A 15,317-nucleotide genomic window follows, 5' to 3' on the forward strand; every position below is an offset into this window, starting at 1 on the left:
GCCGCTGTGCGTGGCCTTAAAATCGGCCTGGTTGTGGATGTCGCTCCAGCCCAGCGTGCCGGTATCGAGGCGGTTCCTGTCGCTCTCCGCCGTGCTGGCTATCACCGCGCCGTCGAGCTGGGTGTGCTCTTTGACGGTGACGTCATAGCCGCCTTTGCCCGCAAACAGCCCGGTCTGCTCTTTAACGCTGTCGAAGTTGCTGTGCAGCTTGTCCCGGCTGGCGCTGACGCTGGCGGAACCGGTCATCGAACCGAAGGTGAAGCTGCCGCCCGCGCTGACGTTCTGCTGCTTCGCATCATAGCGGTCGCTGTCCCGTTCGCTTGCCAGCGTCAGGTTGCGCCCTGCGTCAACGGTGATTTTTTCCCCACTGGCCTGCGCCCCTTGCAGAGTGGTGTCGCGGCCGCTGGTCAGGCTGAGATGGCTGCCCGCATCGAGCGTGGTTTCGCTATGGGTCAGGCCGTTGCCGTTCTCATGCCCTTTACCGGCGTTTACCCCGGCAGAGACGCTGATGCCGTAGCCGCCAGTGCCGGCGCCGATACCCACGCCGACGTTGCCGCCTTTACTGCTGTTAGTGCCTGTTGTGGATTCGCTATTCTGCGCGGAGTGCAGGGTAATATCCCGCGCCGCATCAAGCGTCAGGTCTTTGCCCGCCTTAAGCTGACTGCCGGATATCGCGATATCGCCGCTTTGCGCGGCGTTATTCTTACCGGTTGCCGTTATCGACAGGTTTTGCCCGGCGCTGAGCGTGCTGCCCTGCGACTGGTGGCTGTCGGTGCGGGTTTCGCTCTTCGACGACTGGCTGCCCCAGGAGGCAGTGACGCCAACGGTGTTGGTGGCTCCCTGCGCGGCACCTTTATCACCCGACTGCAGGCCGGCTGCAGCATTCTTCGCGTCCGCCGCCCCGGTCAGGGCGTCGTCACGCGCCCAGGCCTGTGCAGCCTGCACGCCGGACAGCGCCGCTTTGGTGTTTTGCAGCGCGTTCAGGCGTCCGTCGCCTTCCTTTCTCGCCTGCTGCGCAGTGCTGACGGCGGCGTTGAGCGCGCTGCCCACGCTGCCCGACAGCGCCACGCTCAGCCCGCTCTGCTTCTGCTCGAAGGTTTCCTTGCGGGTGCGCTGGTCGTAGCCCGGGTCGATAGCCACGCTGTCGCCAGTAAGGTTCAGGTCCCTGGTCGCCACCAGGTCGGCACCGCCGATGTGCAACTGGTTGCCTGCGGTGATACTGACATTGCCCTGGCTGCTGCCGATGGTGCTGACACTCTGGCTCTGGGTCGTACCTTTTTCGTCGACTTCGTGCTTGCTCGACTGCTTACCAACCGTAAAGCCGATGCCCCCGGAGCTCATCAGTCCGCTCTTTTTCTTCTCTTCCAGCTGGTAGTGCGTGTCGGTCTCGGTGGCCGCACCGATATCAACGTTATGTCCGGCCTGCAGGTTGACGTCACGGTCGGCGGCAATCGCCGACCCGGTGACCGACAAGTCATTGCCGGCGCTGACGCTGACGCTCTCCCCGCTGAGCAGGGTACCTTTCTCACGCGTGGTGGCATCATGCGCCACGCTGTGGCTGCTCCTTTTTTTCAGGAAGCCCTTTTTCTGAGATCGTTCCTCACTGAAGGTTGACTCGCGTTCGGTGGCGGTATTGAGGGTTACATCCTTTTTCGCCTGCAGCGTGATGGCCCCCTGTTCGCTGTGCAGGGCGCTTGCCGTGGCGGTAATGCTGCCGTCCTGCGCCACCACCGTGACGCCGTCGCGCCCGCTGAGGGTACTGCCCACCACATTTTCACGCAGGGTTTCTTCGGCGCGCTGACCTTTGGTTTTCCGGCCGCGACTCTCCTCGCTGGAGACGCGATGTTCGCTGTCGGTGGTGTGATTAAGGGTCACATCCTTTTTCGCCTGCAGGGCGATGGCGCCCTGTTCGCTGTGCAGGGCGCTGCCGGTGACCGTTACGTCGCCCCCACGCCCGATAACCGTGACCCCTTGCTGACCGCTGAAGGTACTGCCGCTGCTGGTCTCGCGTGTGGTTTGCTCGATGCGATGACTGTTGGTCTTGCCCTCGCGTTTGTTTTCACGGTCCTGATCCTGCGTGTGGGTCCGTGCGTCCTGAATAGTCACGTCCTGCGCGCTGATGCCGATGCGGCCCTCTTTACTGTCAACCTGCGCGCCTTCGGCCAGCAGCTGGTTGCCCGCTACCAGGGTCACGTCCCGATCGCCTCCGAGGCTACTGAGCGTCAGCCGCTCTTCCTCGCGGCTGTTGCTGACTGACGAAGTCCGGCTGTTGGCGTCCAGGTGCGTGGTGTTGGTGGTCTTATCGGCAAGGAGATTGATATTGCCGCCGGCCTGTACGCCCAACTGGCCGCCTGCCTGAACCTGGCTGCCCGTCAGCGTCACGTCACGCCCGGCATTGAGCGTGAGATTGCCGCCGGCGTTAAGCTCACTCCCCAGCGCCTGCTGCCATTCGCCGCTAACCTGCGCCATCCGGGATCCGGCTGCCTCAGTTCCGCCGCGGGTGCGGTTGCCCATCGAGCCGGAGATAACCCCAAGGTCAGCCGTGTGGCTGCTTCTGGCGGTGGTAATGGTCAGATTGTTGCGCGCGCTCAGGCTGAGGGTGTCAGCCGCAGTCAGCTTCGCGCCCGCAAGCCGAATATCAGTGCCGCGCAGGCTGATATCATCGGCACTCATCGTCGCCTGGCGCAGCGCGTCCTGCAGGTTGGTACTCATCGACAGGGTGTCGGCCTGCACGTCAACAGTGCCGGCCTTGATGTCGCCACCCTGGTGCAGGAACTGCCCGGCGTAGACCGTCAGGGCTTTGTCGGCAAACAGGTTGCCGGCATTGGTGATGCTGCCGGCCGAGAGCTGCAGATTGCCGCCGCCAATCACCGCCCCATCCCCGGTCAGGCGCAGCGTGCTCTGTGCCAGGTAGACCTTCGGTACCCACACCGTTTGCGGACCGTCGGCCGTTTGTACCGTCTCGCTGACCAGCCAGACGATGTCCTGCTGCAGCGCGGCGATCTGTTCCGGCGTCAGGGCCACGCCGGGCACCAGATGGAAGTCCTGCGCGACCTGGCTACCGTTGCTCATCAGCTGCTGGTACTGCGCCATCGCATCTTCCCCCCTGACGGACGGTTTACCGGTGAGTGCCAGCACCTGCTCACGCACCAGGCGCTGCTCGTAAAAACCGTCGCCCAGGCGCTTGTGTGCCTGCGCCGGGTCATAACCCACCCGGTCGAGCAGGTAATCGCTGCTAATAAACTTATCGCGGCGGGTAAAGCGTTCGTCGGTGACCACCAGGAACGGGCTGGCGGGCGCCGTATGCTGGGCAAAAAGGCCATTATTGGGAATGGCGGTCGCTACATTACCCAGATGCTGTAACTGCGTTAGCGCCAGCTCGGCCGGCAGCAACGGGCGCCCCAGCGGCGAAGACGTTGTGGCGCCCGGCCTGGTCATTTGCTCGCCCGGTGCAAGCGCGGTGTCGCCACCCAGAGGAGCAGCACCTTCAACCTTAAAGGCCAGCGGGTTGCGCTCCAGTTCGGCACGTTCGGCGTCCACGGCGTTTAATGCCGACTCGAGCCGGCTGATTTGCGCCTGGTTTACCGTCGTGTTGGTAATGCTGGCGCCGTTGATGGTAACCGTGCCGTTGCCGGTAATAATGCCGTCAACGGTGGTCAGCGCCGTGGTTTCGTCGCGGTTGAACGTCGGATACCAGTGATGGGTGTCCTTGTCGTAATGGTCGACAATGACGGCCTGCCGCCGTTCATTGACCGAGTAACCGCGATTGTCCACGCTGCCACCGCCATCCTGCGTCAGGTTGCCGTTGGCGGTGATGACGCTGGCGTCATTGAGCAACTGCCCGGTAATGCGCAGCAGCAGATTGCCGCCCGCCAGAATGCGCGCGCCGATGCCTTCGGAGACCAGCCTGTCGCGCGTCACCGTGCCGCTCTCGCTACGTTCGCGGAAATTGTTGTAATCGGTGACGAACGGTGCGCTGTCGATATCAATGTGCTTTTCGGGGTCCCAGGTCAGCACCTGCGTCCAGTCGTGCTCCCAGTGAAAGCCGTTTTGATAGGGCGTCGGGATGGTCGCCAGCTGATTTCCCCCACGCGTTTCATAGAACGTCATGGCGTAGCTGCCGTCGTTATTCGGCTTAAGCGCCAGGTAGTTGACCCACAGGTCGGTCAGCTGGCCTTTGTTGTCTTTTACGCGCACCTGCGCGCGCTTGCCCGCCGCATCAATGGCCAGCAGGGTGCCGTAGCGGTTGCTCTGCGCCGCCGCGTCATCCTGGAAGGTCAGCTGCTGGGTGGTCGGCGCCATGGTGCTTTTATCGGGGTTGACCGCCGAACCATAGGTGCGCCAGTAGTAGTTGTAGCGATGCCACTTGTAGTCGCTCTTTTCTGCATCGCGCTCTATCTCCAGCCCTTCGCGCAGATTGTCCAGCCGGCGGGCCTCGACAGTAACGTTGCCGTCCGCTTCGATAAAGCTCGCCCGGTTCTCAATCAGGCCATCGCTGTGAAGCGACAGGCTGTCGCCGCTGTAGAGCAGGGCGCCATCCCGGTTGCTCAGGCGCTCACCGGCCCGCAACGTCAGGCTGTGGGCCGCCGCGATCACCGCAGGCTGACCGTGGTTATCGAGAGCACGCGCACGCACGCTAATGTCGTCGCCCATCAGCGCTGCGGCGTTGTCCAGGGTACCGACGTCCATCGTCATGGTGTCCGCTTCGATGCGTCCGGTGTTTTTCAGGGTCCCGGCCGTCAGCTGTAGCGTTTTGCCCACCAGGGCCGCCGGATTGGTGATGCTGCCCGCATTGAGGATAAGTTCGCCCGGTAGCAACCAATCCGCCAGGTTGGTAAAGGCACCGCTCAGGGAGAACGTCACCGTGCCGTTGCTGCTGACGGTTTCGCCTGCGGTGCGGGTGTAATCCTGCTGCGCGCTCAGCGTGAGCGACTGCAGACCGAGCAGGGTGCCCCGCTGATTTTCCAGGGTGCGCGTATGCACGGTCAGGTCACCGGCACTCTCTACCCGTCCGCCCTGATTGAGCAGGGCGAGCGGTGAGTCGGTCGGCGACAGTCCGGCATTAATGGCGATATGACCGTTGGCAAGGAGTCGTCCCTGGCGGTTATCCAGTGTGGCGACATCCGTGAAGGTGAGGGTGCCCGCACTTTGCAGCCGTCCCGCCGCATTGTCGATGTCGCGCGCGCGGATGCCGGTGTGCGTGGTGCCCAGGATCAGGCCGCCGTCGCGGTTGTTCAGGCTGTCAGCTTGCAGGTCAAGCGACGCCTGGCTGCTGAGCGTCCCCTGAGCGCTGTTGTCCAGCGCGTCCGCCTTGAGCCTCAGCGCCTGCATTGCGACGAGCTGGCCGCCCTGGTTATTCACCCGCGTTGCGTTAAGCGTCAGCGATGCAGCGCTGTGAACCTTGCCCTGCTGGTTGTCAAGCCGGTCGATGTGATAGGTGCCTGCACCCTGACTGATAAGCGTGCCGCCGGCGTTGTCCAGCTGTGCCGTCGCCAGGTCAACGTCACCAAGGCTGCTGAACACACCCTGTCGGTTATTGATATTGCCCGCCGTTACCCGCTGGTCGCCGTTGCTGCGTACTGTACCGCCGGTATTATCAAACAGGCTGAGGATGCGCAGCGTCAGCGCCTGCCCGGCGTCTGTCGTCCCACCGGCATTGTTCAGTGCCTTTGCGTCAAGCGACAGCGCGTCGCCGCTCTGCAGCCTGCCGCCGCGGTTATCCAGTTCGCCGTTCAGGTTCAGGCGCAGCAGCTTCTGACTGTACAGCTCACCGTTTTGGGTGTTGTTAAGGCTCAGGGCAGCAATGTTCAGTGCCTCTCCCGCCAGCCACTGGCCGCCCGCATTGTTGATTGCCCCGGCGGAGGCATCCGCAGTCGGGCCCTGTACGGCAAGCAGCCCCTGTGCGGAAACTTTGCCGCCGTGGTTATCGATATCCTGCGCAACGTGCAGCACCAGGTCCGCCGCAGACTGCAGGATACCTTCGGTATTGCCCAGCCGGTTCGCTGAAAGCTGCGCATCCTGCTGGCTTTGCACGCTGCCCCGTGCGTTGTCAAAGCTGCCGCTGACGGCGTGCCAGCTGCCCTGGCTGCCCATCCAGCCGCTGGCATTGACAATGTCCTGCGCGTCGAGCTTTTGCGACAGCTGACTGAAAATACGTCCCTGGCCATTATCCAGCTTCCCGCTGAACTGCATGTCCAGGCTGTCCAGCGCGTTGACAGTCCCCAGAGCATTCAACAGGTTTGCAGCGCGTACCCACGTGCTGCCGCTGCCGGTCAACGTGCCGCCCTGGTTGTTCCATTCCCCGGCGAGGCTGAGTGCCAGTGCGTTCTGGCTGTAAACCCGCCCAGACTGACGGTTGGTCAGTCGTCCGCCCTGCAGAGCCAGGGTGCCGCCGCTCTGCAGCGAACCACCATCATTGTCAAACAGGCTGAGCGCGCCTGCGTTAACCGTGACTGCCTGCTGCGCGCTCAGTTTGCCCGCGCGGTTAAGGATATCGCCTGTACTGTTAAGGCTCAGGTCGCCACCGGACTGCAGCCTGCCGCTGGTATTGTCGAGCGACTGCGCACTGGCGTTGACCTGATGGCCGCCCTGGGCGGTACCGCCACGGTTATCCCAGTCGCCCCCGACGTTTAGCGAGAGGCCATCACCGGCCTCAAGCCAGCCGCCGGCATTATTCAGCCCCTGCTGCGACGTCAGGGTGACGTCGTTTTGGGCAATGACCTTACCCAGGGCATTATCCAGACTGCCGGTCGTCAGCGTCAGCGACTGACCGCTGATTTCACCCTTTCCATTCGCGAGCAACCCCGCCGCGGTGAGGGTGAGCTGCTCACCACCCAGCAGCTTGCCGTCATCGTTGTGCACGTCCCGAGCCGTTACGGTAGCCTGCCCGATTGCGGTGAGCGTGCCGCCACGGTTGTTCAGGTCGCCGTCGGTGTGAGCCGCCAGCGTTTTACCTGCGCCAATGAGTCCCTGGTCGTTGTCCAGCCCCTGATGGGCATTCAGGTCCAGCGTCTGTTGGCCAATCACCTTACCCTGTGTGTTATCGAGGCTGTCAGCGCTCACCGTCAGCACCGTGCCGCTGATTTCGCCTCCGCGGTTGGAGGTGCGCCCTGCAGCATTAAGGATCAGCTGCTGGCCTGACAGCAGTTTCCCGTCGTCGTTGTTGACGGCGTTCGCTACCGCCTTCAGTGACGTTTCGCCCTGCGCCGTGCCGCTCCGGTTGTCCCAGTCGCGGGTGTGAATGTCCAGCTCTTTACCCGCCCCGATGAGGCCACGCTGGTTATCCAGGCTGTCTGCGGTCAGACCAAGGTCGCCCTGACTGATAACCTGCCCCTGGGTATTATCCAGATGCCCGGCCTTCAGAGTGAGCTGGCCGCCGCTCAGGGTGCCGGACTGGTTGCTGACGTCACCGCCCGCGCTGAGCGTCAGGGCGTTACCGGCCAGCAGGTTACCACCCGCGTTATTGGCCGCGCCGGAGCTATGCACCACCAGCGCTGCCTGGGTTTTTACCGTGCCGTTCTGATTGTCCAGACTACCAGCGTCAAGCCGCAGATCGCCGTTGCTACCCAGCTCGCCGCCCGCATTGTCGAGCTGGCCACTGACTCGCCACTGCTGTGCCGCGTTATCGAGTGCCAGCAGGCTGCCGCGCTGGTTGGTCAGCGCTGCAGCACTGAAGCTGAGCTGGCGGCTTTCTATGGTGCCGTCACTGTTGTCCAGCCGTCCCGTCAGCGCGAAGCGACTTTCACCACTTCCCGTCTGGGACCAGGTGGCCTGCTGATTGAACAGGTTATTTGCAGCGACGTCCCAGCGGCCCGCTTTCACCCTGGCCTGCCGCGCATCAATATCAGCGGCGGTGTTGATGACAAGCTGTTTGCTGTCTATCGCTGCATATCGCAGCGCCGCGCCGCCTTCCCGCGCGTTTAGCCGGGCACGGCTGGCCGCGACGTTCGCGCCGCTGATGTCGACCCGGCGTCCGCTCACATCAACATCTTTTTTGCTGAGCAGGCTGCCGCTGGCGCGAATATCGCCCTGGCTTTCCAGGCGCAGGCTGGCCTCGCGGTTAATCTGGCTGTTAGCATCGCTGCCCGCCAGAAGGTGCCCGCTGCTCTCTATACCGCGAATGGCGTTGAGCTGCACATCACCCGCCGCCGCGAGGGTGCCTGTCTGCGTCAGCTTACCCTCGCGGCTCTGCACGTAAAGTTGACCACCACTGTGTAATTTACCCTGATAGTCAACAGCGTCTCTGGCCGCCAGGCGGATATCGCCTCCCGCCTGGGTCACTGCGTCCTGGCTCCCGGACTGCCAGGTGAGCTTCCCTTCGCTGCTGACGGTCAGCGTTTTAGCCGCCTGGATATGCCCCCCCTGATTGCGCACCCCGACGCCAGCCTCTGTGCCGATCATGCGGATCTGGCCGCTGTACATGCCGCCCATCTGGCCCATATCAATCGCCAGCTCAGGGGCTTTACCGTCGGTGGCCAGCGCCGTCACCGTTTTACCATCGGCACTGATGCGATTGCGTCCTGCGACCACGTTGAGACCCTGCCGGGCCCAGACGCCCGCGTTGATATCAACCGCACGCGCCAGCACATCAACATACTCAGTATCATGCCGCGCGTCGCCGTTCAGGCCGCCGCCTTCAATACGCACGGTGCCGCGCTCGACCTGATAACCGGCGAGGCTGCCATCCGCATTCAACTGGGGCTTACCCGTGGTCAGCGTCATCCGTCCGGCATTAATAGTGCCGCAGCCGTTGCAGACGATCCCCGCCGGGTTAGCCACAATGACCTGTGCCCGCCCACCCGCAACTTCAAGAAACCCGCGCAGCTCGCTGGGGTTGTTGCTGTTGACTTCATTGAGAATGACGCGGGCCGGGGCCGATTTGGGATTGAGATTCGGGTTACCCTGGATCATCCCTGCCAGCTGCGTGGAGGTCATTGAGGCGGAGTTATTGAGGATGGCCCCCTTCTTATCGACGTCGAACTGGCGGTACTGGTTATGGGAGACCCCGGCCTGGTTGGGGGCGGTAATATTCACCTGCGGCAGGCCGTTCTGGGTCGCGATCACCTGCGGGCGCTGCGCCCCCGCCTGTCCGTCGGCAACAATCCCTCCGGCTGTCGCCGTGCCGGCACAGAGTGTCAGACCCAGCATCCATATCACCCTGCGCACCGTTACCCACAGGCGAGGCGCTCCGGTGGCACGGGTTTGTCCGGGTTCGCTGCTGCAGCTACGGGCCAGTTCCGAAACCACCCGCAGCTCCCCGTGAGTGCGGCTGAAAATAAGACGATAGCAATGCTTGTTCATGGGTTCGTCCTTGAAGGCGTAAGATCCGTTCAGTGAAGTATGCGGCTGTCGCTCAGGCGGCCGGCCGGTTAAATTTCCAGGTTAACGCTGAAGCCCGCCGTGGCGCCTGATGTGTGGAATTGTTCAGGTTTATACAGCGGCACGCCGGCAAACAGGTCGTAACTGAACCGTCGCCACAGCGCCCCGCGCACGCCCACGGCGCTGCCCGCCAGCTGATGCCCGGACAGATAACGGGTGCCGGGCCCGTCAACGCGGCCGTAGTCCAGCGCGACGTAAAGCTCATGCCCGCGCGACAGCACATTCCACGCCATCTCATTGCGCCAGATCAGCCCTTTCTCCCCGGAGAGGATCTGCTCCCCGTCAAAGCCGCGCACGGTGTAGCGCCCGGCAATCGCCAGACGTTCCTGAGGGGTCAGCGGGTTTGCGCTCCACTGCCCGCGCAGGCTGGTCACATAGCGCCACGGCTCTTCACCCAGGGTAAACGGCTGGTTCAGGCTGATATCCCCGAGGGCAATGCCGGTACGGGCGCTGCCGCTGTGGGTGTCCTCTTCCGGGGAGCGCAGCGCGCCGAAGGCCCCGGTGCCGCGCCGCCAGTTAATGCTGGCATCCAGCGTGGCATCGCTGAGGTAGCTGCGCTGGCTGAGTCCCAACTCCCAGCCCGCCGTCCGGCGGTGTTGCTGTTCGATATCAATGCCGTCGACGGCGTTAGTCGAGTGCTTGCGCCAGACACGCATATTCAGTGTGGTTTTATGCAGCTGATTGCGGAACAGCAGGCGGGACAGCGTCAGTTGCACGTTATCGCTCTTCCCGCTGTAACTGAGCACCTCGTTGGCGTTGGCAATGTTCTGGTGATAGGTGTAGTTGTTATAGTTGGCGGCCAGCCCCCAGTAGCCGAACGGCACAGAATAATTCAGGGTATGGGAACGGTTGCCAAACGGGCCGTGATCGAAGAGATCTTTGCCGATGTTGGCATAAAACAGGTCGTTCTGGGCAAACGGGGCGTCCACGGCCAGCGTGGCGGACCCGAGATAGCGGCCGGTGCTTTTGGAACCGCTGTCATCCAGTCCCAGGCTGAGGCGCACCGGGCGTCCCTCTGCCCAGTTCACCTGCAGATCGCTGGTGCCATCCCGCCCGCCGGGCAGGATACTGATATCGGCCGATGCACTCGGTACGCGGCGAAAGTTTTCCAGCCCCTGTTCAATATCGCGCAGATTCAGTACGTCGCCGGGTGAGGCGGGGACGGCATTCCACATGCGGGCACGCCAGGACACCGGCTGGCTGAAACGAACATGGTCAATGCGCCCCGGCTGGAGCGTCAGCGTCAGCACGCCGGTTGTCAGATCCTGCTCCTGTGCCATTACGCGCGTGGTGACATAACCCGCAGCGAGAATGGCGTTCTGCACCTTATTAAGAGCCAGCATAATCCCCTGTCCGCCGAGGCAACGGCCTTTTGCCCCGTCTGCCGCCGCCAGCGCCCACTGAAAGCGGGGCGCAAGATCGCCGTTCAGACGCAGAGTCTGGATCGGGAAACAGGGTTTTTCATTCGCGGGGTAGTCCGGCAGTACCTCACCGGGGCGCGTCAGACGGACATCACTTTCCGGCGCATTTTGCTGCTGTAACGCTCGTTCCCGCGCCTGTTGTCGAAGCTGCTCCCGGGCATCCAGGCTGGCAGCCTGGCGGGCATCACTGTCGGGCAAAAGGGCAGCCAGAGTGGGGGAAGAATAAGCCAGCACCGCACCCATAAGGACAGGCACGATTTCCCTGCGCTGAATAAAGCGAAAAGATAAAGTCATTCTAATGAAAGTCCGTTTACAGAGAAATTAGACGTTATAATTTTCGGACATTATCCATTCAAAAAAGGGGATATCAAGCAAAAGTAGCGTGAAATTGCTTTTTTAATTATCACCCTCCGCGCTGTGATAAGTTAATTCTGATTATCATTCCGCGTAAGGCTGGATATAAGTTACTCCTTAGAAATTTATACTTACAAACCCGCTTTGGACAAAATAACGCCCTGGCAGATACGTCTTCGCTCTGCCTGAAGGTTTATTCAGGCCCTCTCTTAATTCAGGGCATAAAAAAAGCCCCGCAGTGCGGGGCTTATTCAGCGATATTAATCGCGATCCTTTCTTAGAAAGGAATATCGTCATCGAAGTCCATCGGAGGTTCGTTATTTGCCGGTGCACTGTTCTGCTGTGGGGCCTGCTGCGGACGGGACTGCTGCGCGCCGCCGCTGAACTGGTTGTTGCTGCCGCCCTGTGGCTGCTGTGGCTGACCCCAACCGTTGTTGTTGCCACCGCTCTGACCGCCGCCCGCTGGTGCGCCGCCGCCCTGAGCACGACCGCCCAGCATCTGCATGGTGCCGCCGACGTTGACAACCACTTCAGTGGTGTACTTCTCTACGCCTGCCTGATCAGTCCATTTACGGGTCTGCAGTGCGCCTTCAATGTAAACCTGAGAACCTTTACGCAGATATTCGCCCGCCACTTCGGCCAGCTTGCCGAACAGCACAACACGGTGCCATTCGGTTTTCTCTTTGGTTTCACCGGTCTGCTTGTCACGCCAGCTTTCGGAGGTCGCCAGAGTAATGTTGGCAACGGCACCGCCATTCGGCATGTAGCGAACTTCCGGGTCCTGACCCAGATTTCCGACTAAAATTACTTTATTTACGCCTCTGCTGGCCATGTTGCTCTCTCCGGTTAATGTTCGTTCTGTAAGTCTAGGCGCAAAATTCTATCATGGGCTACCCTGAGATCCTACATTTAGGCGCTGCCTCGAAAAACGGGGCTGTTGTTGCAGTATGACATCGTTGCGCATGGCATTCTACGGCAAAACACTGGTTATCCATTCAGGTTTTTTTGTGCCATAATAATGCGTTTCTTTCTGGCCGTGCCGGGCAGGCATGGTGAGGTTTTGTGCTAATCCGGGAATTGTGAATGGATAAGATAGAAGTACGGGGTGCCCGCACCCACAATCTGAAAAACATTAACCTGACCATTCCGCGCGATAAGCTGATTGTCGTCACCGGTCTGTCAGGTTCTGGTAAGTCCTCGCTGGCGTTCGATACGCTTTACGCGGAAGGGCAACGTCGCTATGTAGAGTCGCTTTCTGCCTATGCGCGCCAGTTCCTCTCACTGATGGAAAAACCGGACGTCGATCATATCGAAGGGCTGTCACCGGCCATTTCGATCGAACAGAAATCCACGTCGCATAACCCGCGTTCCACCGTCGGTACCATCACGGAAATTCATGACTATCTGCGCCTGCTGTTTGCCCGCGTGGGCGAGCCGCGCTGCCCGGATCATGACGTCACACTGGCTGCCCAGACCGTCAGCCAGATGGTGGATAACGTGCTGGCCCAGCCGGAAGGCCGCCGCCTGATGCTGCTGGCACCGATTGTGAAAGATCGTAAAGGTGAGCACACCAAAACGCTGGAAAACCTGGCCAGCCAGGGCTATATCCGCGCCCGTATTGACGGGGAAGTGTGTGACCTGTCGGATCCCCCGAAGCTGGAACTGCAGAAGAAGCACACCATTGAAGTGGTGGTTGACCGCTTTAAGGTGCGTGAAGACCTGTCGCAGCGTCTGGCAGAGTCGTTTGAAACCGCCCTTGAGCTGTCCGGCGGCAGCGCGGTGGTGGCCGATATGGACGACACCAGCGCCGAAGAGCTGCTGTTCTCCGCTAACTTCGCCTGCCCCATCTGTGGCTACAGCATGAACGAGCTGGAACCGCGGCTGTTCTCCTTCAACAACCCGGCCGGGGCCTGTCCAACCTGTGATGGTCTGGGCGTGCAGCAGTATTTTGACCCGGATCGCGTGGTACAAAACCCGGATCTGTCACTGGCGGGGGGTGCCATCCGCGGCTGGGACCGCCGTAACTTCTACTACTTCCAGATGCTGCGCTCGCTGGCGGAGCACCTGAAATTTGATATCGAAGCGCCGTTCAGTTCCCTGCCGGATGAGAGCCGCAAGGTGATCCTCTACGGGTCAGGCAAAGAGAATATCGAATTTAAATACGTCAACGACCGGGGCGATACCTCCGTGCGCCGTCACCCGTTTGAGGGCGTGCTGCACAATATGGAACGCCGCTATAAAGAGACGGAATCGTCTGCCGTGCGTGAGGAGCTGGCGAAATATATCAGCAACCGCTCCTGCACCAGCTGCGGCGGCACGCGCCTGCGTCGCGAAGCACGCCACGTCTTTGTGGAAAACACCACGCTGCCAAGCATCTCTGATATGAGCATTGGCCATGCGATGGAATTCTTCCAGAACATGAAACTCAGCGGCCAGCGTGCGCAAATCGCAGAAAAAGTGCTGAAAGAGATTGGCGATCGCCTGAAGTTCCTCGTCAACGTTGGCCTGAACTACCTGTCGATGTCCCGCTCCGCCGAGACGCTTTCCGGCGGGGAAGCCCAGCGTATTCGTCTGGCCAGCCAGATCGGTGCCGGTCTGGTCGGTGTGATGTACGTACTGGATGAGCCATCCATTGGCCTGCACCAGCGCGATAACGAGCGCCTGCTAGAAACGCTGGTGCATCTGCGCAATCTCGGCAACACGGTGATTGTGGTCGAGCACGACGAAGATGCCATTCGCGCCGCCGACCATGTGATCGATATCGGCCCGGGTGCCGGGGTGCACGGCGGTCAGGTTGTCGCCGAAGGCACCGTCGATGACATTATGGCAGTCGCGGACTCGCTGACCGGGCAGTACCTCAGCGGTAAACGCGGCATCGCCATCCCGGAGCAGCGCGTCAAAGGCGACCCGGCGAAAGTGCTGAAGCTGACGGGGGCCAGCGGTAACAATCTCAAGGATGTCACCCTGACGCTGCCCGTCGGGTTGTTTACCTGCGTGACCGGGGTCTCCGGCTCCGGGAAATCGACGCTGATCAACGATACGCTGTTCCCGATTGCCCAGCGCCAGTTAAACGGTGCAACCATTGCCGAAGCCTCACCGTACCGTGATATCACCGGTATGGAGCACTTCGACAAGGTGATCGATATTGACCAGAGCCCCATTGGCCGCACGCCGCGCTCTAACCCGGCGACCTACACCGGGATCTTTACGCCGGTCCGTGAACTGTTCGCCGGGGTGCCGGAGTCTCGTACCCGTGGCTACACGCCGGGCCGTTTCAGCTTTAACGTGCGCGGCGGGCGTTGCGAAGCCTGCCAGGGCGACGGGGTGATCAAGGTTGAGATGCACTTCCTGCCGGATATCTATGTGCCGTGCGACCAGTGCAAAGGCAAACGCTATAACCGCGAAACGCTGGAAGTGAAGTACAAGGGCAAGAGCATCCACGAAGTGCTGGAGATGACCATTGAAGAAGCCCGAGAGTTCTTCGATGCCGTGCCGGCGCTGGCGCGTAAGCTGCAAACCTTGATGGATGTTGGCCTGTCCTACATCCGGCTCGGTCAGTCTGCCACCACGCTTTCCGGCGGCGAAGCGCAGCGCGTGAAGCTGGCGCGTGAGCTGTCGAAGCGCGGGACGGGCCAGACGCTGTATATTCTGGATGAACCGACCACCGGCCTGCACTTTGCCGATATCGAACAGCTGCTGGCCGTACTGCACCAGCTGCGCGACCAGGGCAACACCATCGTGGTGATTGAGCACAACCTTGACGTGATCAAAACCGCTGACTGGATCGTTGACCTGGGGCCAGAGGGCGGCAGCGGCGGCGGCGAAATCCTGGTGTCCGGCACGCCGGAAACCGTGGCAGAGTGCGAACGATCGCACACCGCCCGCTTCCTCAAGCCGCTGTTACAGGGCTAAATCAGACGGGCCGGTTCCTCACCGGCCCGTTTTTTTCTGCCATAGCTTTTCCCGCTATTTACTGCACTTTTGTTACCATCTCCACAAAATCTTGCAGAATCAGGCAAGACTTAGCGAGTTTTGGACATACCCCCCACCCCATTATCTGACTATGCTTAACCTTCATCATTTTGCGGATACGGCGAGGCATTTCCACGGCCGGCTCCCACCCTCACGGCCACTGCGCCACATCATCAATAACTGGAGAATCCA

The 15,317-nt window shown here is 61.3% G+C and carries 4 protein-coding genes; 1 reads left to right on the plus strand and 3 read right to left on the minus strand.

The genetic code is table 11. From position 1 onward, the window contains the following. From EPE01S_RS18955 to ssb1, 3 genes are all read right to left on the minus strand, one after another. The coding region (locus EPE01S_RS18955; protein WP_062748281.1) for a hemagglutinin repeat-containing protein at positions 1–9,300 on the minus strand (9,300 nt) is incomplete at its 3' end. 68 nt (positions 9,301–9,368) lie between these two features. Next, positions 9,369–11,093, minus strand: a complete 1,725-nt coding sequence (locus EPE01S_RS18960) for a ShlB/FhaC/HecB family hemolysin secretion/activation protein (protein WP_062748283.1) — start codon at positions 11,091–11,093, stop codon at positions 9,369–9,371. Positions 11,094–11,430: 337 nt separating this feature from the next. Then, entirely contained in the window at positions 11,431–11,985 is a 555-nt protein-coding gene (gene ssb1 / locus EPE01S_RS18965) for a single-stranded DNA-binding protein SSB1 (protein ID WP_062748286.1), read from the minus strand. Between the two features lie 251 nt (positions 11,986–12,236). Here ssb1 and uvrA point away from each other — a divergent pair, with 251 nt between their 5' ends. Further along, complete coding sequence (gene uvrA, locus EPE01S_RS18970) at positions 12,237–15,065, plus strand: excinuclease ABC subunit UvrA (RefSeq protein WP_062748288.1); 2,829 nt, start codon at positions 12,237–12,239, stop codon at positions 15,063–15,065. Positions 15,066–15,317 lie beyond the last annotated feature (252 nt).

It is taken from the genome of Erwinia persicina NBRC 102418 (genome assembly GCF_001571305.1).
GTDB lineage: Bacteria > Pseudomonadota > Gammaproteobacteria > Enterobacterales > Enterobacteriaceae > Erwinia > Erwinia persicina.